Here is a 20537-nt window from a genome sequence, read left to right on the forward strand (position 1 = left end):
TGTCAGAAAAGTTCAGGGAGAGGGCTATGGTAAAAAAAATATGGTATGTCTGGTGTGTTCTGCTTCTGGCAGGTCCGCAGATTTCATGGGTTCAGGCTGGCGGAGGGCAGAGCTTTCTTGTCATGGGAACAGCGGAAATTCAGGGAGAGGGGGGCCGGAATGCCCGGTCCCGGGCAGAGCAGGTGGCCCTTTCCAGAGCGGTGGAGCGTTTTGTTCTGGAGAGTCTGCCGGAGTCTCGTATCGCGTCATCGCTGACCATGCTGGATCCATTGTGGGAGGAAAAACCCGATGGGTACATTCGGGAATTCCGGATTCTGGGAACTGTCCAGGAAGGGAACAGGTATCATCTGGTAGCAAGGGTTCTACCGGACGGGGAAAAGTTGACAAGGCGCATGAAAGAGCTTGGGCTGGGCTTTTCGAGTCTGCCGGGTGTTCTGTTTATGGTTTCCGAACAGGGGCTTATGGATGATGCCCCCCGTAAATGGTGGGTGCCAGATGCCAGTATTTCAAGAACAGGTGGCAGGACCATGGAAGCCATGGTTACGGTGATGGGGCAGGCAGGGTTCCATGTGATCCTGCCGGATAACCGGCCCCTGTTTTCATTTGAAGCAGAGGCCCCTTCCGTTCTGGATACAAGGGAAGCACGGCGCATGGGGGCTCTTTTTGGTGCGCCTGTTGTTCTGGTGGGGCGTGCCCGTGTGGAGCCGGGTGGTAATGTGATGGGGGATAGCAAACAGTCTTTCCGCGCGTCGGTTCTTCTGGTTGCCCTTCATACGGAAACGGGTGATGTCCTGGCGGAAACAGAAGATTTTCTCGTGGTCGTGAATGAGAATCCTTCGGCCGGTGAGCGGGATGCATTGTATGAGGCGGGAAGAAGGGCTGCAGCCCGTATCAGTCCGGAGCTGCAGGCGGCATGGTCACGGAAGGCCGGGGAAGATTCCCTGGTGCGGGAAATCCGTATGGATATAGGAGGTGATAGTTTTCTGACCCGTTTTGCCCATTTCCGGAGAGCTTTGAATGAGGTGGAAGGTGTTATTTCCATAGAAAGGCGGGAGATCACGGCTCAGGGTATGGATGTTCGTGTGCGGTACAGGGGTCGGGGTAATGATCTGGCTACGGCCCTGATGGGACTGAGCTATGATCGTTTTGGTGTGCGGATTTCCGATGTGGAAGAGGATAGAATGCGGGTGACTCTGGTGGCATCGCCTTGATGAATATGGCAGGTTACGGAGTGTAATTCGCAGATCGAGCAGGTCAATTTTTGGTTGTTTTAGAAAAGGAGGCAGATTTTGGCACAGGAGGCAAAACGACGGGAAAAAAACCTCTATCAATTTGCGGGCCTTGTGGCGCTTTGCTTCTGGATGGTCATGACTTCCATGGTGTGCGCTGCCGAGCGTCTGACTGTGGAGAGACCAACGGTGAATGTGCGTTCAGGTCCTGGCACACAGCATAGTGTTCTATGGCAGGCGGAGGCCAACTACCCCCTTGAAGTTTTGGAGAAAAGGGATGGGTGGGTTCGGTTTCGGGATTTTGAAGGTTATGAGGGCTGGGTTTCAGCAAACCTCACAGGTACAACACCATCCGTGGTGGTAAAAAATTCCAAGGCTAACGTTCGTTCCGGGCCAGGTACCAGTCATTCCATTGTGTTTACCGTAGAAAAAGGAGTGCCTTTCAGGGTGCTGGGACGTCAGGGCGAATGGGTGCGCATCCGTCATGCCGATGGTGATGAGGGCTGGATCCACAGGAATCTTGTCTGGTAGGTACAACAGAAGCGGTTTTTTGTCTGCGTGTCGTGGGCGGAAGACTGCTTTTTTTATGAATGAAAGGTAAGAATATGGATGTAAGAAGCCGGATAAGCGCCCGTGGTAAAAAGGTGCTGGGGGTAGGTTCTGCCCTTACGGATATTCTTGTGCGGGCTTCCGATGAGGAACTGCAGACGATCAGCCATATCAAAGGTGGCATGACCCTTGTTGATTCAGATTTTCTGGATGGCTGTATGAAGAAGATCCCTCAGGCTGGAGAAACCGTACCCGGTGGCGCTGCCTGTAATACCATACAGGGCCTTGCCCGGCTTGGGGGTGAAGCTGTTTTTATGGGTAAAAGGGGGAATGATGCAACAGGAGACGCTTTTGAGTCTTTTTTGAAAAATTCGGGTGTACATCCTGTTCTTTCCGTATCCCGGACACCTTCGGGCCGGGTTCTTTCCATTATCACTCCAGATGCGCAGCGGTCCATGTTTACTTTTCTTGGTGCTTCCTCTGAGTTGGCTCCTTCCGATATTGTCCGGGAGCATTTTGAGACAGCTGCCATTGTTTTTATGGAGGGGTATCTCTTTTTCAATCCGGATCTTGCCTTTGCTGTGCTGGAAGAAGCTCAATCATCCGGGGCGGTGGTGGCTATGGATTTAGCCAGTTTTACCGTTGTGGAAGCGGCTTCGGATCTTCTCCATGATGCTGTTCCCCGCTTTGTTGATATTTTAATAGCCAATGAGGATGAGGCCTATGCCTATACGGGGTATCGGGATCCATTGAAAGCACTGGAATATATGGCTTCGGAGGCAGGTCTGGCAGTGTTGAAAATGGGAAAGGATGGCAGTCTTATCCGGTCAGGAGAAACATTATGGCAGATTGCAGCCTGTAACGGGAACTCCGTAAAGGATACGACGGGGGCCGGAGATTTGTGGGCGGCAGGGTTTTTGCATGGCCTTGTTCTGGACTGGCCCATGGAAAACTGCGGAGCTTTGGCTTCCGCTTGTGGGTACGAGGTTTGTTGTGTGGTGGGGGCGCAGATTCCGGAGGCCGGATGGTTGAGAATCTGCTCTCGTTTCTTACTCACCGGGGCAAGAGTGTCCCCTGTCGGTTCCTGAAAAGAGGCCTGTAATGGAAGAGAAAACAAATAAAAACAAGATGCCGGAAATTCCTTTTGATATGATTGAGGATGATCCCATTGCCCGTTTTTTTACCCGCGTGTGGGATGCCTGTAATACCTATACCCGAGAGCTTGTTATTGGTGGCTTTGTGCTGATTGTGGTTTTGGCTGGTGGCTTTGGGTACTGGGGATGGCAGGTGGCGGCTGAAAGGGATGCAGCCACGCGCCTGGGGCTGGTCCTGCAGGCGGCGGAGGTGACAGAAAATGGCAGCTCATCTGTTTTGCTGGAAGAGCTGCGGGCTTTGCAGAACGACCGTCCGGGAACCCTTTCCGGCCGTATGGCCCGTATTTATGAGGCACGTATGCTGTTTGATTCAGGGGATGCTGAGGCCGCACTAGGAGCCTATGATGTGGCTTTTTCTTTGCTCGGAAAGGACAAGTTGCTTGGCCGTCTGATCGTGTGGGAGAGGGCTCACGTCCGCTTGGCACTGGGGGATAAAGAAACGGCCCTTTCGGATTTTACGAGAATAGCATCGGAAAAAGATTTCTTTTTGCAGGAGTCTGCCATGTTCCATGTCGCTCGTCTGGAGGCGGAGATGGGAGCACCGGAAAAAAGTCGAGCGGCTTATGAGCGCATGCTGGACCGCTATCCTGATTCACCCTACAGAGAGGTGCGTGTTTTCTGATGGTGTTTTTCGCTTGATGGGTATGGCAGATGGTTCTGAATTCATTCAGATATCTGCCATTTTTTTTGGGTTTAATATTTTACGGTCTGCCTTTTTAACAAGAAAGCGGACCGGGGTCAGTCGGTCCGCTTTTCTAGGGAGAATGCCTTGTTTGTTAGCATTATGATTAGCAAGTGTTGTGCCACTTGGCTGGATTGTTGTTTTTTTTGTATAAAAACAATGGTTTGCCTTGTTATTTGCTGGTCGGTGCGGATGGGGTCTGTGTATAGTTTCGAAACAGCGGGTTCATAAATTTGAACTTTGTAGTCTTCTGTGTGGGAGACTTCTTTATAAGCGCTTGTTTTTTATTTTTATTCCGATGTTCATTTTTATTAACTCAGTGGTGTGGATTTTATGAACAGCGTCATGAATCTGCCTTGTCACGGGAAGAGCCCACGCGGATGTTGTATTTTTTTATTTTCTGATGCAGCCCGCTTTTAGTGATTCCCAGGCGGGCTGCGGCATGGGCCTGTATATGGTCGGAAGCTTTCAGGGCACGTTCAATGAGTTCCTTTTCCACATGGGCAAGGCTGTCGCTGAGTGAGGCCTCCGGCAGTGCCAGTGGAATGGCCGGTGACAGGGTATTTTGTTCCCGGATTTCTTTTGGAAGATCCTCTGGGGTGATCATGGGGCCGGGGGCAAGAAGGACGGCCCTTTCCATGACATTCTCCAGCTGGCGAACATTGCCGGGCCATGCGTAGTCAAGAAGATGCTTTCGGCATGGGCTGCTGAGGCCGGAGAGAGGTTGCCCATCGGTCCTCTGCGGTGAAAATTTCTGTAAAAAAGCCTCGGCAAGGAGCAGAATATCGTTATCCCTTTCCCTCAGAGGTGGAATTTTAAAGTGAACAACATGGAGTCTGTAGTAAAGATCTTCCCGGAACCGTTCCTTGCGCACTTCTTCATGGAGTTTTTTGTTGGTGGCAGCCATCAGACGGAAGTCAACGGAAATGGTTTTGCCTCCACCGACCCGCTCAATGGTTTTTTCCTGAAGCACGCGCAGGAGTTTTACCTGCATTTGGGGGCTTAATTCTCCTATTTCATCCAGAAACAGGGTGCCTCCGTCAGCCAGCTCAAACCGTCCTTTCCTCATGGAGATTGCGCCGGTAAAAGCACCTTTTTCATGGCCGAACAATTCAGATTCAAGAAGGCTTTCCGCAAGTGCCGTGCAGTTGACGGCAATGAAAGGCTTTTCTTTTCTGGGACTGTTGAAATGCAGGGCGCGGGCCACCAGTTCTTTGCCTGTGCCTGATTCTCCTTCGATGAGTATGGTTGCTGTGGATGGAGCGACTTTCCGTATGGTGGCATAGATCTGCTGCATGGCTTCGCTTTTGCCTATGATACTTGAAAATGAAAAGCGGTCTGCAATCATTGCCCGGAGTTGCCGGTTTTCGCGGACAACCCGGTAGAGATCCATGGCTTTTCCTACATGCTGGATAAGGGTCTCATTTTCAAAAGGTTTCAGGATGTAGGTGTAGGCACCCTGCTGCATGGCCTCGACGGCTTTTTCCACGGTGCCGTGAGCCGTCATCATGATGACGGGAAGATCCGGTTGCTTGTTTTTGATTGCTCTCAAAAGGGAAATTCCGTCCATGCCGGGCATGCGCATATCTGTTAGAACAAGGTCTATTTCTGACTCTGTCAGCAGTGTAAGGGCCTCCTCGCCGGAATGACAGCTCAGTGTCTCATAGTTTTCCTCTTCAAGGATTGCGCTGAGAATGCGGGGGTAGTTTTTTTCATCATCAACGATGAGTATGGTTTCCATGGGATCTGTCCTCTCCGGTTGGATCAGGGCTTGCGGAAGGCAGAGTTATTTTTACTCTGGCGCCGCCTTCCTGCCGGTTGCTGATATCCATGCTGCCTCCGTGGGCGACGAGAATTTTATCTACAATACCAAGACCGAGACCCGTTCCTTTTTCTTTTGTGGTGAAAAAGGGCTCCCTGATTTTTGTAAGTATTGTTTCCGGAACTCCCGGCCCGCTGTCTTCAAAAATAATGTGGATTCTGCCCGGGTCATTGAGAATGGAGATTCGAATTTTACCCCCTTGAGGCATGGCCTGCATGGCATTGAGGATGAGGTTAAGAAATGCCTGATAAAGCAATGCAGGGTCAGCTGTAATTTCAGGCACTTTGGGAGCGCAGTAGATCTGAAGGTCGAAGTTGTCATTTTCCAGTTCCTGCAAAAGAAAAAGTTTGTTTTTTTGCAGGATATCGTTGGGATGGCAAGGGACAGGTGCCATGCTTCTGGGGCGGGCATAGGTAAGAAAGTCTGTAATGATGGCATTCATGCGTGTGGATTCCTCAACAATGACCTGCGCAATGGTATTGCCGGGATCCAGTCGGTTAAGTTTTTTCTGCAGGAGCTCTGCTGAGCTGCGTATAATGCCCAGAGGGTTGCGGATTTCATGGGAGATGGTTGCTGTCATTTCGCCAAGAGCAGAGAGGTGACGGTTCTGGTTAACCTCTTCTTTGAGACGGAGTTGTTCCTGATTTCTTTCTTCGATAATTCTTTCCCCTTTTTTTACAATGGTTCTCAGAATAAGGAAGAGGATTCCCATGACAAGGGAGCTTGTGAGAATGACCAGCAACTGAAGGCGGAAAATTTTTCTGTAGTCATCGGAAACGTTTTGAACAATTTCCACAACACCGATGATGGGGCCGGAAAGAGAGGCTGTTGCATCTTCCATGCGCAGGGGAGCAAAGGTCGTGATGCGGGTGACACGGGGAAAGCGGAAGAGTATTTCCCACATGTTGCCAATCTGGACAAAGGATGTGGTGGATTCTCCTTTCATGGCTTTTTGGTAACCCGTGCCGCCCAGGTTTTTTTCCCCGACAATTTCGGTGTTAAAGCTGTAGGATATGATGTTGTCAAGATCATAAATGTTGACCATGTCCGGATGGAAACTGTGGAGAGTGTTTCGGATTACAGCGTCCATACGCTGGAACTGTTCTGGATCTTTGAGCTGGATCTGCCCGTACTGAAAATAAACCGGAAGAAGAAACTGCATAAAAATTTGATGGTTAAGATTTTCTACAAGGAGTTTGCCATACTCTTCGCTTTTTTGGATTAAAAGATTGCGCACCAGGTGGCTGTGCAGGGTGGAAAGGATGATGGCCCCGATAAACATGAGAACGAGACTGCTGAAAGTAAAATATTTTACGAGGGTAAATGATTCGCTCGGAGAAGCTGTTTTTTTGGAAGAGGGTGGTTCCGGGGCGGAAATCAGCTTGAAATTACTCATGTACGGGCATTTCTTTTGTTGAGGTTGTCAGTATCTGGAGTCTATGTATCACGGATACACAGGGAGTGTAGTGGATTTGCCGACTAAGCTCAATACGGGGAGCTTGACATTTTTTGTCGATTTCGGACAAAAAATGTCATTTTTTTATGAGGGCACCTTGCTCAAGGGTAGCCAAAGGATGGTTTGCAGTGGATGTAAATTAATTTTTCATATGGCCTGTGATTTGCTTTTTCTGAATTCGGTTATTTGTCTGAAAAAAAATGGTTTTGCTCCTTGAAGAGTAAAATCCTTTGGACAGGTATGAGGGTAGCCCGTTGATCAGCTCAGGGCGACCGGTAAACCATGGGTAATCTTTTCAGAATGCATGGAAAGAAAAGCGAAACGCTAGTCTACATATACTTTCTTTCTGATTCAGGGCACAGCATAAAGTATAAGAGATCGTTTCAAAAGGTAAAAACATATAAAAATATTGACTTGAACGTTGTTTTGCATGAAAAATGGAAAATCTTCCAGACATATGCTCATTGCAGATGTTTTCTTTGTCGACCCTGTTCAGCCTATCCTTTCGGCCAGGTAATAGGGGGTGTCTGCAACAGGAATCTTGGCCGCTGTAGTCCATGCTGCTGTATTCAGAGTGTGTCTGGCTGGATCCTCTCATGTACCGGGAAGGTATTGCTGAAGAAGCACATACCCATAATGTTTTCATGAAAACGGGTTAGAAAGGCTGCCATGTTGTTTGGAAAGACAAATCATCTAGTAGGGCTGGATATTGGTTCGGCCATGGTGAAGGCGGCGGAACTGGTGGAAACCAAAAAGGGGATGGTTCTCAGGCGCTTCGGGGCATTAGCTCTCAAAGCTGGTGCCATAGAAGATGGCATTATCAAGGATCCTGAGCATGTTGCTGCCGTCATCCGGGAACTTTTTTCGCTTTACCAGCTTCGCAATGACAGGGTTGCTCTGTCCATTGGCGGGTATTCTGCCATTATCAAAAAAATCAGCATGCCTGTGATGGAAGAAGATGCCCTTCAAAAAAGTATTCTTGTGGAGGCAGAACAGTATATTCCATTCGATATTCAGGATATCCGTATGGATTTCCAGGTGATGGGGGAAAATCCACAAAATCCGAATCAGCTGAACGTGCTTCTCGTTGCGGCCAAGAAAGATCTGGTCACCCAGTATGTGGAAGTGGCAGAGCTTGCCGGTCTGACCCCGGCCGTTGTGGATGTCGATGCCCTGGCAGTTCAGAATATTTATGAGTTTGTTCACGGTATTTCTTCAGAGGAAGTGGTCCTGCTGAACGTGGGGGCAGCAAAGATGTCCCTGAATATCGTGAAGGAGGGAGATTCCATATTTATGAGGGATGTTTCCCTTGGTTCCCGGCAGATTGATTCGAGAATCCGTTCCTTCACGGGATGTTCGGAAGAAGAGGCAGAGTCTCTGAAAATGGCCGGTGGCGGAAAAAAAATGCCAGAAGAAGAGTACTCTGGCGTTGTTGGTCAGGTTGTCGGCCAGTGGTGTACGGAAATAGGAAGGGCTCTGGACTTTTTTTATTCCACCTACCCAGGAGACCGGGTTGAAAAAATTGTTCTTTGCGGTGGAGGAGCCCATCTCGAAACCTTCAGGGATGCACTGGCCGCACAGACCGGATCCGAGGTTACGGTGATGAATCCCTTTGGGCTGGTACATGTGGATCTCGATAAAATTGATGAGGATGATATCCGGAAAATGGCTCCCCAGGCTGCTGTATGTATGGGCTTGGCGCTGAGAAAGATGGAAGACAAATGATACGAATTAATCTTTTGCCGTTCAGGGCGGCACGGAAGAAAGAGAATATCCGTCGTCAGGTTTCCATTTTCCTGCTTTCCCTTGTACTGGTTTTTCTGGTGATGGGTGTTGCTTATATGCGGATGGAAACCCAGGTGAGAGAAAGCCGTGATGTTCTTGAACGATTGCGGAAAGAAGCCACTACCCTTGAAAGAGAAGCCAGGGAGGTTGGAGTTATCCGCAGGGAGCTGGAACTTCTGAATCAGAAAATCGCTGTCCTCGAGTCCCTTGAAACAGGCAGACGGGGGTCGGTGGATATTTTTGAAGCACTTACGGATGCTGTGATTGCTCAGCGTATGTGGCTTCTTACTTACAGAGAAGATGGCGGATCGGTACGAATGAGCGGACTGGCCCTTGATGATAAAACCGTTGCGGATTTTATGACTAATCTTGAAAAAAGCGGGTTCTTTTCCTCCGTCAGCCTTGAGAGTGTGCGGCAGCAGATGCAGGGTAATATTGCTCTGAGGGCTTTTTCCCTGGTATGTCAGAAAGAAAATCCTGCAGGTTCTTAATAAGGCGAAGGTAAACATTATGACAGAAGATCGAAAAAAGAAAGCTGGGGGGAATGTAACCAAGCAGCTGGCCGATGCCAGTGCCCGGCTGGAACCTTTTTTTAACCAGATTAATGGTCTTACACGATTGCAGAGATTTCTGGTGGTTGCGGTGACCATGGTAGTTCTTTGTGGTGGTTTTTTTTATCTTCTTTATCTTCCTAAAATGCAGGCGTTGGCCCAGATCCGTGAGGATACCCGTTTGGTGGAAGATAGAATTGTCAGGGCACGGGCTAATCTTCGGCAGCTCAAGCCCCTTCAGGAAGAGAGAGCCGAAAAAGAGATGGCTTTTAAAGAGGCCATGAGGGCATTGCCGGAAAGACGAGAAATTCCGATGTTTCTGTCATCCATTTCTGCTTCCGGCAGAGATGCCGGACTGGATTTTTTGCTGTTTAAACCGGAGTCAGAGGTCCTGAGGGAATTTTATGCCGAAATTCCTGTATCCGTAGAAATGGTTGGCGGTTTTCATGAAACGGTAACCTTTCTCGATCACCTTGCCAGAATGCCTCGTGTGGTGAATGTTCGCGGGGTGGAAATGCAGAGCCAGGCGGATAGGGAAAAGGGGCAGACGATACGGACGCGATGTCAGATTGTGACCTATCGTTTTGTGGAGGTAGCATCTGCATCCGGTGAGTCTGCACAGAGAGGTCACGCGCAATGATGAGAATAAGCAGAAAAGTCGGTTTGGACCGGAGACTGTGGCTGGGGGTATGGATAACACTTCTGATTCTCCCTTTCGGCTGTGGAGAAGATTCTGCCCCTGTTCCAGAGCCTGAAAAAGTTGAGGTGGTAAGGCGAAATATTATTTTCCCTGAGCCCGAAAAGAAGGCGGAAGGGCAGGAGGGAGTGGTATCTTCCCATGGAATACCAGACGTTTCTGATATGACGGAAGCGATGGATGACAGCGATGGTGTGATGCTTCCCGCCGGAACGGAAGCGGATGAAGGGGAGGAAAAGGCAGAAAGCCTCCTGCCTCCGGATGTGGTGGCCGCTGCTGAAGAAACAGCGGGGACGGAAGAGGGGGTTGAGGCTGGCCTCTCTGTTATGCCGGAAAGGCAGGAATCAGGAGACCTGATTCTCGAGGTGGAAGAAATAAAGACCGATGACGGCGCTGCTGAAGGTAGCAATGAATCGGAAGGATCCATTGCTGAGGTTGTCGCCGAGGGTTTCACACCGGCTCTTTTTCTTCAGGAGGGTCTGCTGGAAGGTGAAGGAGGCTTTGCAATCTATGATCCTTCCGGCCGGATCGATCCTTTTCGCCCACTGATTCAGGAAAGACCTCAGGTGCGCCAGAGAGAAGATCGCCCGGAAAGACGTGTGCCTCAGACTCCTCTTGAAAAGGTTGCTTTGAGTCAGTTGAAACTTGTGGGGATTGTGAGGTCTCCCATGGGGTCCAGGGCAATGGTGGAGGAATCCAGCGGGCGAGGCTATGTGGTGACGGAAGGAACTTATATTGGCATGAACGGAGGAAGGGTTACGGCCATTGAGCGGGAGCGTATCGTGGTTACGGAAATCGTTGAAAGTCTTTCCGGAGAATTCCGGGAGGAACAACGGGAACTGAAACTCCAGAAGCCGACCGGAGAATAGATTATGTGGGGAATGCGCAAAGTGAGAACAAAAAAAAGAGCATTGTTGGCAGGAATTCTGGTGGCTGGCTTACTGGCGGCCTGTACTCCCAGTTCAGGAACACAGGAAATAAAAGATAGTGAAAGGGACGTGGACGTCAACCGGATAGAGCGTATTTATCTGGAACGTGAGGGGGAGACCACCAGCCTTGTGGTACTGGCAAAGGAGCATCTTGCCTATACAGCCGTTAAGGAACAGGATCCCGCAGGTTTGCGCCTGTATTTTCCGGATACAATACTGACTTCGGACGCACTGCCTGAAAAAAGATCCGGAGGAGCTGTTCTGTCTTTTTCCGCAGACACGATTTCTGAAACGGAAACAAGGCTGGTCCTTGTTCTCCGGGAAGATCTTCCCTATGAGGTCAAACCTGAAGGGGAAGCGGGTATCCGTATTCTGCTGGCTGGTTTGGGGGAAAAAGAGAAAAAGAGTTCCGGTTGGGACATTCAAGGTAAAAACTCTTCGGATGGCGTACTTCTGTCATCAGAGAGCAGGGAAAAGAAGGCTGGACAACGGCCGGAGCTTGTAGATGTGAGGGCACATGTCGTGGAGACCGGTGTACGGCTGGAGATTCTTGCCAGCGATACTCTGAAGGATGTCCATGCCTTTACCGTTGAAAATCCCCCCAGGATAGTTCTCGATATAGCCGGACTGTCATCTCCGTTTAAAGGAGAACAGCGTCTGGGTGTTGATAGTTCATGGGTTCGTTCCGTGCGCCATTATGGGTATGCAGATAAAGTTCGTGTGGTGCTTGATACCCCCGAGGAAAGCCTGCATGCTTATGAAGCCCGCTCCGTACCGGGTGGCTATGAAGTGTTTGTGGCCAGTAGCCGATCCGCAGCTGGCGAAAAAAAACGGGAAGTTCAAAGAGGCTCTGCTGTTATAAAAGATATTGGCTTTACGGCTCTTCCTGAAGGTCGTTCTCAGATTTTTATTGAGACGGATCGTCCGGTTATCCATGAGGTGATTAGTGAAAGCCAGACACGTTTACGACTCTCCCTTGATAATACGAGGTTGCCGGAACACCATGAACGGCCTTTGGTTACGACTCGTTTTGAAAGTGCTCTGGATCAGGTGGTTCCCAAATCCGGTCCGGGTAATAAAACGACCTTTGTTATGGATATGAGGGAGCCCGTTGCGTATGTACTGAATCCTTCAGGAAATCGCATTGAGCTGCGCTTTGAGGCCAGCAGTATCGGACCAAGACCCATAGAAGGTTCTTTTGAAGCAAAAGGCAGCAGCGGCGATACCGGAAGGCCGATTGCAACAGGTTCTTTTGTGGTTGCAGCTTCCTCTGAGGTCATGAAAGAAGAGAAGAAAGTTTCTCCTTCTCCGGCAAGAGACAGCCGGCAGAGCGGCAGTGCTTCGTCTGGGAAGGTTTTTACGGGAACCCCTATTTCCATTGACTTTTATGAGACTGATATAAGAAATGTTTTCAGGATTTTGCAGCATGTAAGTGGTCAAAATTTTGCCATTGACAGTGACGTGGCAGGCAGAGTGACCATGAGTCTTGAGCACCCTGTTCCTTGGGACCAGATTCTCGATCTTGTTTTGCGTATGAATGGTCTGGGGATGGTGGAAGAAGGAAGTATTATACGGGTTGCTGCCATGACCACTCTGCGCAGGGAAGAGGGGCTCCGGCAGGAGGTTCTTCGGGCAAGGCAGGAAAATGAACGGAGAGAAAGTGATCTGGCTCCTTTGATGACGGAGTATATTCTGATCAATTACTCCAACGTAAGCTCGGAGGTGATTCCCCATGTGCAGAATATCCTGACAGAGCGGGGACGGGTCAGTGCGGATGCCCGCAATAACCAGCTGATTATTACGGATACGGCAGAGGCCATTGCCAATGCGAAAACCATTATCAGCCGCATCGATAAAATTACGCCTCAGGTTGTCATTGAAGCACGGATTGTGGAAGCCAGTGACGAATTTGCGCGGGCCTTGGGAGCGGAATGGCAGGCAAGTACGGGCGGGTCGGATCGTAACCCCTATGCCACGGTGCCATCCGGTACCCTCGGTGGGCAGTATGGATATAATGTTTCTTTAAATACGCCCACGGGTGCCGGTAATATCGGGCTGCATTTTGCCCGTATTGCCGGTACGCAGCTGGCTTTGAATGCCCGCCTGAATCTCAGTGAGCAGCGTGGTGAAACCAAGATCGTTTCTTCTCCGAGAATCGTAACTCTGGATAACAAGACGGCTACCATCAATCAGGGGTATGAATATCCATATACAACCCGCAACAGTGATGGAGATGTGGTTACAGAGTTTAAGAATGTTGATTTGAAGCTGGAGGTTACTCCCCACGTAACGGCGGATAACCGTGTGGCTATGCGAGTGAACATTGATAAAAACGATATCTATGTCATGACCGATGATGGCCCTGCCCTTCAGACGAAGAAGGTGGAAACGGAACTTCTTGTGAATGACGGGGATACCATTGTCATTGGTGGAGTTGTTCAGACAAGAAGTTCGCATTCTAATAACCGGATTCCATTTTTCCACAGAATTCCTCTCATTGGCTGGCTCTTTGAGTCGGTCAATCGTACTGAAAACAAATCTGAGTTGTTGATTTTTCTGACTCCGAGAATTGTGCAGCTGGAAAACACAAGAGAATTGTGATTGGTGAAGGCTACGGTTGGAATTTTTCCTCCAGCGCTGGATTGAGAGTCTGAAAGCTGGGTTTGAAGGGGTCTTTCGATGTATACGGAAGACCCCTTTTTTTGAAGATTTTTTTTGACGGCAGGTAATAAAAAAGGGAAAGACCGTGTCTTTCCCTTCTCTTTGCGGACAGTGGCCTCCTCCCAAAGAGTTGGCCACTGGTTTGTTTGGATTAACCTACAAATGCTTCTTCAGGTATTTCCATGATGGCTCCGGTGAGATTTTTCACAGAGTCCATTTTGCCCATGGCGGTGGGCAGCAGCTGCTCATAGAAGTACTTGGCAGTTGCGATCTGACCTTCGTAGAAGGGCTTGTCTTTTTTCTTGGCACCTTCAACGGCTTTCTTCGCTGCGGCTGCACGTTCGGCCCATGCCCATGCCATGACAAGATCACCGGCCACTTCAAGGAAGGGCGTGGCAGAAGCAAAGGCGTCCAGAGCTTTTTCACTCATGGCGGCAGCGCCAAGGGTCATGGCAACTTCGCCCAGCTTGTTCAGTGCGGCCTGAAGGCTGTCTGCGATTTTTTCCAGACCGGCTTCACGGGCTTTGGCAACGGTTGCATTGACTTCACCCATGAGGTCCATGATGGGCTTACCTTTGCGCATGCCGAGTTTACGGCCAAGAAGGTCCATGGCCTGGATGCCGTTTGTGCCTTCATAGATGGCGGTGATTTTGGCATCTCTGTAGTGCTGGGCCTGGGGATATTCTTCTATGAAGCCGTAGCCGCCGTATACCTGAATACCAGTGGAGGCCACTTCAACGGCTTTGTCAGTGCAGTAGGACTTGGCAATGGGGGTCAGGATTTCAATCAGCCCTTCCCATTTGTTTTTCTCATCTTCGCTTTCCGTAACCGTTGCTTTGTCAAAGCAGCTGTTCAGGAAGTAAACAAGGAAGCGGCATCCTTCCACATAGGCTTTCATGGACATAAGCATACGGCGGACATCTGGATGCTGAATGATGGGGACACCCGTAAGGTCGCCTTCAAGGACGGCTTTCATCAGGTTGGGACCCTGAATACGCTCTTTGGCGTACTGGATGGCGTTGCAGTAGGAGGCAGTGGCAAAGCCAAGGCCCTGCATGGCCACACCCTGACGGGCTTCGTTCATCATGAGGAACATGTACTTCATGCCCTTGTTGGGCTCACCGATAAGCTCGCCGATGCAGTTGTCCTTGGAGCCGAAGGCCAGGGTGCAGGTGGCGTTACCATGGATACCCATTTTTTCTTCGATACCAACGGTTTCCACATCGTTGAATTCGCCCATGGTGCCGTCGTCGTTCACTCTATACTTGGGAACGAGGAAGAGAGAGATACCTTTGGTACCGGCAGGAGCACCTTCTATGCGTGCGAGAACGGGGTGAACCATATTTTCTACAAGGTCAGAATCACCACCGGAGATGAATATCTTGTTGCCTTTGATCTTGTAGGTTCCATCTCCCTGAGGAACGGCAATGGTTTCAAGGGCACCGACGTCGGATCCGGCTACAGCTTCGGTGAGGCACATGGTGCCGCCCCATTTGCCGGTAAAGATGTTTTTTACATAAAGCTGCTTCTGTTTTTCCGTGCCGAAGGTGGCAAGGATATTGCCGCATCCATGGGTCAGGCCGGGGTACATCATGAAGGAGCAGTTGGCGGAAGTGAAATATTCACCAGCAGCCATGGCCAGAAGATGGGGCATGCCCTGACCACCGAATTCGGGATCATCGCACATGGCCAGCCACTGGCCTTCACAGAAGAGTTTGTAGGGTTTGTGGAATGAGGGTGGAACTTTAACCTGGCCGTTTTCAAGTTTTACGGCATCGGGATGCCCGTTTTCTTTATCTGCCATTTTGTTGGTGGGCAGAATTTCCTTAATGGCGAGGTTTCTGGCCTCGGTAATGATCATGTCGCAGGTTTTTTTGTTAAAATCTGCAAATTTTTCGTTTTTGCTGAACTCGCTTACATTAAAAACTTCATGCAGCAAAAAATCTTGATCTCTGCGTTCAATAAGTGGCATTTCCCATCTCTCCTTTTTGGTGTTTTGATGACTCCTGAACCTGGTGGCCGGGTGAAAAAATCACACGGCAGACACAGCTAGGCTGTGATAAAAACATGGTGTTATAAGTATTTCTGTACTTTTGAAAAACTGGAGTCCACTTTTTCAGACATCCGGATGGAGCGAAGCAGGTATGCAATTCCTCTGCTGTGGGTCCATTCTGAGGTTTTAAGTTGATGTTCACCTCAATAAAGTCTCGATATTTGATCTTTTGCACGCATACTTTTAAATGAGGAGGATGTCAATGGTATATGAAGAACTTTTGTCCTCCTTTTGCGGTGCGTGCGTAACTTTTTGTTCATCCGGAGGCCTTTTTTGTAAAATCTGGAGCTCTTTGGCGAAAAAAAGTCTTTCCCCGTATCTCTTTTGTTTCTTGGTTTTTTTCGAGCAGGGGACCAGTTTTGTTTGTGGGTAAGCCTTTATGGAAAAGTCATTCCGGGTCTTTTTCCTGGGTAGTGCTGATTTTTTCTTTGGTTTCCGAATCGCTTCTGGAAGCATTTTTGAAATTCTGAATGGCTTTTCCGAGGCCGGATCCGATTTCAGGAAGTTTGGATGCACCAAATACCACAAGCACAATGACAAGGATAATAATCAGTTCCGGTATGCCGATGCCGAACATGGCAACTCCTCAAGTCTATGGTTTTTAAGCAAGAAATTTAATTTATCAAGCATTAGGCAATAGCACCAAGTATGGATGGATGTCAATTGACAAAAAGGTAAAGACGCATAAGTATTGACCTGCAGGAAACCTTTGATCCATGGTAGAAAGCGGACAGAAGCCATAGGGCCTGTGCAGGAAAGCAGACCGGATTTTTTCTGTTGAGAGGGAGGTCACAGGCGATCTCTCCTACTTGGTAAAGAAAACGCCTTTACCTCTTGGGCGTGGGAACAAAACGCAGGAATAAAAGGAGATGCGGGATGAGTAAGATTTCCGGTGTACAGTTTACCGGTGCCCAGCGATATGTGCTGGATGATGAATTGGCGAGTATTGTTAATATTTCCATGGCTCTGGAAATGCCGCTCCTGTTGAAGGGAGAGCCGGGTACAGGAAAGACCATGCTGGCCCATGCCATAGCCGACAGTCTGGGAATGCCCCTGATTATTCTGAATGTAAAGTCCAGTATGAAGCTGATTGATGCCCTGTATCAGTATGATACGCTGACTCGTTTGAACGATAGCCGTTTTGGGGATTCTACCCGTAATGTCAGCAATATTCGTGAGTATATCCGGATGGGCAAGATAGGGCAGGCCTTTACAGCGGATAAGAGGGTGGTTCTTTTAATTGATGAAATTGACAAGGCGGATACGGATTTTCAGGATGATATGCTGGATGTGCTGGACCAGATGCAGTTTGATATTATGGAAGTGGATGAGACCGTACAGGCAAGACACAGGCCGGTAATCATTATCACATCCAATGCCAAAAAAGATTTATCCGATCCCTTTCTCGGGCGCTGTAACTTTCACCATATTGCTTTCCCTGACCCGAAAATGATGCGTCGCATAATTGATGTGCATTTCCCAACCATAGATAGAAAACTGGCGGAAAGCGCCATAGATACTTTCTACAAGCTCAGAGACCTGGACGGTATGGAGAAAAGGCCTGCCACACGGGAGCTGATTAACTGGATGCGTGCACTGGATGCAGATCCTGATTTCAAGTCTGCGGACCTTGTTAAGGGTCAGGTACCTTTTTTAGGGGTTCTGTTTAAAAAAAGCCCTGATTATGAGCGGGTTACACGTCTTGTCACCCGCCGGAGGGGCATCTGAAACCCTGGATGCGGAACCGTACTTTTTCCTGAAGGAATGTTTCCATGTTTGTTGCATTTTTTTATCTTCTCAAGAATGTCGGTATCCCGGTGAGTCCCACGGCTTTTCTTACGCTGCACAGGGCCATGAATCTGGGACTGATCCGTTCTCTGGATGACTTTTACATTGCTTCCCGTACCATACTTGTGAAGAGTGAGCGTCATTTTGATCTTTTTGATCAAGCGTTTGCGCATCATTTCGAAGGGGTGGAGCTTTCTGTGGAAGAAGGTTTTGAGATGGATGCGATCGCCCGTGGTCTTCTGGATGAGTGGCTTAAAAATCCCAAAGAGATTGCCAGGGCACTGGGGATAGATGAGAAAAAACTGGCCAGTCTCTCTCCCGATGAGCTGCTGGAGTATTTTAAGGAAAGGCTGAAGGATCAGACGGAGCGGCATGACGGGGGAAACCGTTGGATTGGTACGGGCGGAACGTCGCCTGTCGGTCACTCGGGGTATCATCCCGAGGGAATGCGGGTAGGGGGTGTTTCCAGGAACAAATCTGCGGTGAAAGTGGCAGGGGAACGGCGGTATAAAGATTATTCGGCCAGTGGTCCTTTGACCCAGTCACAGGTGGGAGAAGCATTGAAGCGGTTGCGGAACATGGTTCCTGCCGGGCCGAAGGATCAAATTAATATTGATGCCACACTGAGGCAGACTCTCAAAAATGGAGGAGAAATAGAAATACTTTTTGACCGAAGTCTGCGGGATCGCCTGAAGATTATGCTGTTCATCGATAATGGCGGCTGGTCCATGGACCCTTACGTTGATGTGGTGCAGACCCTTTTCGACTATGCAAGATCGCAGTTCAAGGAAGTCCGGACCTTTTTCTTTCATAATACCGTTTACGATACCGTATGGGAGGACCCTTCCCGATACAGAAAGCCGGTTCGGCTCTCCGATTTTGCCAGAAGAGATCCGGAAACCCGACTGATTTTTGTTGGCGATGCCAGTATGGCTCCCTACGAGCTGATGGCCCGTAACGGGGCTATCCATATGCAGGACAGGAGCGGTCGGCCCAGCATGGAGAATCTTACCTTTCTGGCGGAAATGTTCTCCCGCAGTGTCTGGCTGAATCCTGTGAATCCACGGATGTGGGGATATACAGCCACCATCAACCTTATCAGTCAGGTTTTTCCCATGTACCCCCTTTCATTGGATGGTCTGGAGGAGGCAGTGACAAGGCTGATGCAGAGACAGTAGGCAAGGCAGAAAGGCAGGCTAAAGAGCCCCGGTTCGGGGCTTTTCAGCGATGATGGCGGATGCGGGTTGTCTGTTGGATATCTCAGACAGGAATTTCTTCTGGCTGCACCCGGAAAAGTTCGCAGGTGTTCTGAAAGATGATTTCTGCCAGATCCGATTCGGCAGCTTTCCGCACTTCGGCAAGGGTGCTGAGCACGGAAGGAACAAAGGCAGGTTCATTGCGCTTGTGGCGGTTCCGTTCCGGTGACGGGGTAAGGTAGGGGGCATCCGTTTCAATGAGGATGCCGTCATCAGGCAGCATACGTACCATAGATCGAAGGGATTCGCCTCGCTGTCTGTGGGTAAGGATTCCTGTGATTCCGATGTGAAGCCCGAGGTCCAGATAGGCTTTCATTTCTTCAAGGTTACCGGAAAAACAGTGCACAACCCCTGAAAGACCGGAAGGTGCCATGTGGCGTAGCATGGAAAGGAGTCTGCCTTTGGAATCCCTTTCGTGGAAAATAATGGGAAGCCTGAGGGCAAGGGCGGCATCTATCTGGGCTTCCAGCCATTTTTCCTGCACATCCATGGGAGAATGCATGCGGTTGAAATCCAGCCCACATTCCCCCCAGGCACGGACTTTTGGGTGCCTGGCCAGGGAGCTTAGGGCGCTGATAATACTGCCGTTACAACTTTCACTGTCATGGGGGTGGATGCCGGTACTGGCAAACAGGCCTTCATGGGTTTCACAGAGGGCAATGGCCTGTCTGGATCGCTCGAGGGTGATTCCTGCGATCATCATGCACAGAACATTGGCTTTTCGGGCTCTTTCGAGCATGTGATCCCTGTCCTGGCCAAAGGCCCTTTCGTCTTCAATGTGGCAGTGGCTGTCGAAAAAACGCATGGTAGTTTTCCTTATTTTCTTAAAAAAATGGCAGAAGCCATGATTTCCTTCCGGCTTTGTAACATTGCTTTGAAAAGAGGGCAAATGTATAAAAAAGTGTTGAGGCCTCTGTTTTTTCGGTGGCATCAGGAGTGTAGGGAAAGGATATGCGCTTGTTTTTTTATTCAACACATGTTTACTTATCCGGACTGAAGCTTGCTTTCTGAAAATTCTGCGTTTATGTATGGTATCCTTGGTAAAAATCGTAGAGGAGGAACCATGTTTAAGATAGTAAAACGGGAAGAACTTGTGCCGTCTTCGGTAATTCTTCATGAAATTCATGCTCCGAGAGTTGCACAGAAGACCAGGCCCGGACAGTTTGTGATTGTTAAGGCCACAGAGACAGGGGAGCGGATTCCTCTGACCATGGCAGACACCGATCCTGTTGCTGGAACCGTAACGATTATTTTTATGGTCGTTGGTAAATCCACAGCTCTTTTTGCTTCTCTTCAGGAAGGGGAAGGCTATGCGGATCTAATCGGGCCCCTGGGACGGGCCACGGATATAGAAAAGGTTGGCCATGTGGTCTGTATTGGCGGAGGAACGGGTATTGCTGTGCTGCATCCTATTGCCCGCGCCATGAAAGAGGCCGGCAACCGGCTGACGGTCATTCTGGGGGCCAGAAGTGCGGATTTTATGATTTTAAAAGACAGAATGTCGGCTCTGGCCGATACGTTTATTTCTGTGAGCGATGATGGATCCACAGGGAAAAAAGGTTTTGTCACGGACGCATTACAGGAAACGCTGGCCCTTGGTAAGCCCGAACTTGTTGTGGCCATAGGACCGGTGCCCATGATGAAGGCTGTAAGTGAAATGACGCGGCCGGATGGTATCCATACCCTGGTAAGTCTTAATCCTATCATGATTGATGGTACGGGTATGTGCGGCGGCTGCAGGGTGAGCGTGGGGGACAAGGTGAAGTTTGCCTGCGTGGATGGCCCTGAGTTTGATGGTCATGCCGTGGATTTTGATGGGCTTTCTCAGCGTCTCAGCGCCTATAAGGAAGAAGAGCAGGCTGCCATGGAAATTCACAGATGCCGTATGGAGGCGCAGGCGGCAAACTCTGATCAGCAGTCCTGAA

The 20537-nt window shown here is 49.5% G+C and carries 17 protein-coding genes; 12 read left to right on the plus strand and 5 right to left on the minus strand.

Annotated elements, in window-relative coordinates; all coding sequences use genetic code 11:
- Positions 1-26 precede the first annotated feature (26 nt).
- The 4 genes from OOT00_RS12170 to OOT00_RS12185 all read left to right on the plus strand — a co-directional run bounded on the left by OOT00_RS12170 (position 27) and on the right by OOT00_RS12185 (position 3554).
- Positions 27-1211 carry a hypothetical protein gene (locus OOT00_RS12170; protein ID WP_265425650.1) on the plus strand — a complete coding sequence of 395 codons (1185 nt, stop codon included), beginning with the start codon at positions 27-29 and terminating at the stop codon, positions 1209-1211.
- 78 nt (positions 1212-1289) lie between these two features.
- Complete coding sequence (locus OOT00_RS12175; protein WP_265425651.1) at positions 1290-1760, plus strand: SH3 domain-containing protein; 471 nt, start codon at positions 1290-1292, stop codon at positions 1758-1760.
- A 74-nt stretch (positions 1761-1834) separates the two neighbouring features.
- Entirely contained in the window at positions 1835-2866 is a 1032-nt protein-coding gene (locus tag OOT00_RS12180; RefSeq protein WP_265425652.1) for an adenosine kinase, read from the plus strand.
- 13 nt (positions 2867-2879) lie between these two features.
- Positions 2880-3554, plus strand: a complete 675-nt coding sequence (locus tag OOT00_RS12185; RefSeq protein ID WP_265425653.1) for a tetratricopeptide repeat protein — start codon at positions 2880-2882, stop codon at positions 3552-3554.
- A 403-nt stretch (positions 3555-3957) separates the two neighbouring features.
- Here the strand turns inward: OOT00_RS12185 and OOT00_RS12190 are convergent, their stop codons facing one another.
- Positions 3958-5355: a sigma-54-dependent transcriptional regulator gene (locus OOT00_RS12190; RefSeq protein WP_265425654.1), complete on the minus strand. Its 1398-nt coding sequence runs from the start codon at positions 5353-5355 to the stop codon at positions 3958-3960.
- Positions 5333-6832 (minus strand): ATP-binding protein, encoded by a 1500-nt coding sequence (locus tag OOT00_RS12195; RefSeq protein ID WP_265425655.1) that lies wholly within the window; start codon positions 6830-6832, stop codon positions 5333-5335. Before OOT00_RS12195 ends, OOT00_RS12190 begins: the two co-directional genes overlap by 23 nt.
- 729 nt (positions 6833-7561) lie before the next feature.
- Here OOT00_RS12195 and pilM point away from each other — a divergent pair.
- Genes pilM through OOT00_RS12220 form a run of 5 tightly spaced genes read left to right on the plus strand, consistent with a single transcriptional unit; the run spans position 7562 to position 13455 of the window.
- A complete protein-coding gene (gene pilM / locus OOT00_RS12200) occupies positions 7562-8617 on the plus strand; it encodes a type IV pilus biogenesis protein PilM (RefSeq protein WP_265425656.1) in 1056 nt (351 codons plus the stop codon).
- Positions 8614-9168 (plus strand): PilN domain-containing protein, encoded by a 555-nt coding sequence (locus OOT00_RS12205; RefSeq protein ID WP_265425657.1) that lies wholly within the window; start codon positions 8614-8616, stop codon positions 9166-9168. The genes pilM and OOT00_RS12205 overlap by 4 nt, the downstream gene beginning before the upstream one ends.
- Positions 9169-9187: 19 nt before the next feature.
- Positions 9188-9868 carry a type IV pilus inner membrane component PilO gene (locus OOT00_RS12210; RefSeq protein WP_265425658.1) on the plus strand — a complete coding sequence of 227 codons (681 nt, stop codon included), beginning with the start codon at positions 9188-9190 and terminating at the stop codon, positions 9866-9868.
- Positions 9865-10794 (plus strand): pilus assembly protein PilP, encoded by a 930-nt coding sequence (locus OOT00_RS12215; RefSeq protein WP_265425659.1) that lies wholly within the window; start codon positions 9865-9867, stop codon positions 10792-10794. The genes OOT00_RS12210 and OOT00_RS12215 overlap by 4 nt, the downstream gene beginning before the upstream one ends.
- A 45-nt stretch (positions 10795-10839) precedes the next feature.
- On the plus strand, positions 10840-13455 hold the full coding sequence (locus OOT00_RS12220; protein ID WP_265425660.1) for a type IV pilus secretin PilQ: 2616 nt from the start codon (positions 10840-10842) through the stop codon (positions 13453-13455).
- Between the two features lie 211 nt (positions 13456-13666).
- Here the strand turns inward: OOT00_RS12220 and OOT00_RS12225 are convergent, their stop codons facing one another.
- Positions 13667-15487: an acyl-CoA dehydrogenase gene (locus OOT00_RS12225; protein ID WP_265425661.1), complete on the minus strand. Its 1821-nt coding sequence runs from the start codon at positions 15485-15487 to the stop codon at positions 13667-13669.
- Between the two features lie 469 nt (positions 15488-15956).
- Positions 15957-16145, minus strand: a complete 189-nt coding sequence (gene tatA / locus OOT00_RS12230) for a twin-arginine translocase TatA/TatE family subunit (protein WP_265425662.1) — start codon at positions 16143-16145, stop codon at positions 15957-15959.
- Positions 16146-16444: 299 nt separating this feature from the next.
- Between tatA and OOT00_RS12235 the strand changes: the two genes are divergently transcribed.
- Both OOT00_RS12235 and OOT00_RS12240 read left to right on the plus strand, forming a co-directional pair.
- Positions 16445-17296, plus strand: a complete 852-nt coding sequence (locus tag OOT00_RS12235) for an AAA family ATPase (protein ID WP_265425663.1) — start codon at positions 16445-16447, stop codon at positions 17294-17296.
- A 44-nt stretch (positions 17297-17340) separates the two neighbouring features.
- Entirely contained in the window at positions 17341-18534 is a 1194-nt protein-coding gene (locus OOT00_RS12240; RefSeq protein WP_265425664.1) for a vWA domain-containing protein, read from the plus strand.
- An 82-nt stretch (positions 18535-18616) separates the two neighbouring features.
- Here the strand turns inward: OOT00_RS12240 and OOT00_RS12245 are convergent, their stop codons facing one another.
- Positions 18617-19417 carry a TatD family hydrolase gene (locus OOT00_RS12245; RefSeq protein ID WP_265425665.1) on the minus strand — a complete coding sequence of 267 codons (801 nt, stop codon included), beginning with the start codon at positions 19415-19417 and terminating at the stop codon, positions 18617-18619.
- 258 nt (positions 19418-19675) lie between these two features.
- Here OOT00_RS12245 and OOT00_RS12250 point away from each other — a divergent pair, with 258 nt between their 5' ends.
- A complete protein-coding gene (locus OOT00_RS12250) occupies positions 19676-20536 on the plus strand; it encodes a sulfide/dihydroorotate dehydrogenase-like FAD/NAD-binding protein (RefSeq protein WP_265425666.1) in 861 nt (286 codons plus the stop codon).
- The last annotated feature ends 1 nt before the right edge of the window (position 20537 follow it).

It is taken from the genome of Desulfobotulus pelophilus, assembly GCF_026155325.1.
In the GTDB taxonomy this organism is placed as follows: domain Bacteria; phylum Desulfobacterota; class Desulfobacteria; order Desulfobacterales; family ASO4-4; genus Desulfobotulus; species Desulfobotulus pelophilus.

Coding starts and splice junctions, on each gene's coding strand:
- OOT00_RS12245 (WP_265425665.1), bottom strand. CDS start 19,417: ATGCGTTTTTTCGACAGCCACTGCCACATTGAAGACGAAAGGGCCTTT.
- OOT00_RS12170 (WP_265425650.1), top strand. CDS start 27: ATGGTAAAAAAAATATGGTATGTCTGGTGTGTTCTGCTTCTGGCAGGT.
- OOT00_RS12240 (WP_265425664.1), top strand. CDS start 17,341: ATGTTTGTTGCATTTTTTTATCTTCTCAAGAATGTCGGTATCCCGGTG.
- OOT00_RS12205 (WP_265425657.1), top strand. CDS start 8,614: ATGATACGAATTAATCTTTTGCCGTTCAGGGCGGCACGGAAGAAAGAG.
- OOT00_RS12235 (WP_265425663.1), top strand. CDS start 16,445: ATGAGTAAGATTTCCGGTGTACAGTTTACCGGTGCCCAGCGATATGTG.
- OOT00_RS12225 (WP_265425661.1), bottom strand. CDS start 15,487: ATGCCACTTATTGAACGCAGAGATCAAGATTTTTTGCTGCATGAAGTT.
- OOT00_RS12215 (WP_265425659.1), top strand. CDS start 9,865: ATGATGAGAATAAGCAGAAAAGTCGGTTTGGACCGGAGACTGTGGCTG.
- pilM (WP_265425656.1), top strand. CDS start 7,562: ATGTTGTTTGGAAAGACAAATCATCTAGTAGGGCTGGATATTGGTTCG.
- OOT00_RS12190 (WP_265425654.1), bottom strand. CDS start 5,355: ATGGAAACCATACTCATCGTTGATGATGAAAAAAACTACCCCCGCATT.
- OOT00_RS12185 (WP_265425653.1), top strand. CDS start 2,880: ATGGAAGAGAAAACAAATAAAAACAAGATGCCGGAAATTCCTTTTGAT.
- tatA (WP_265425662.1), bottom strand. CDS start 16,145: ATGTTCGGCATCGGCATACCGGAACTGATTATTATCCTTGTCATTGTG.
- OOT00_RS12250 (WP_265425666.1), top strand. CDS start 19,676: ATGTTTAAGATAGTAAAACGGGAAGAACTTGTGCCGTCTTCGGTAATT.
- OOT00_RS12195 (WP_265425655.1), bottom strand. CDS start 6,832: ATGAGTAATTTCAAGCTGATTTCCGCCCCGGAACCACCCTCTTCCAAA.
- OOT00_RS12210 (WP_265425658.1), top strand. CDS start 9,188: ATGACAGAAGATCGAAAAAAGAAAGCTGGGGGGAATGTAACCAAGCAG.
- OOT00_RS12180 (WP_265425652.1), top strand. CDS start 1,835: ATGGATGTAAGAAGCCGGATAAGCGCCCGTGGTAAAAAGGTGCTGGGG.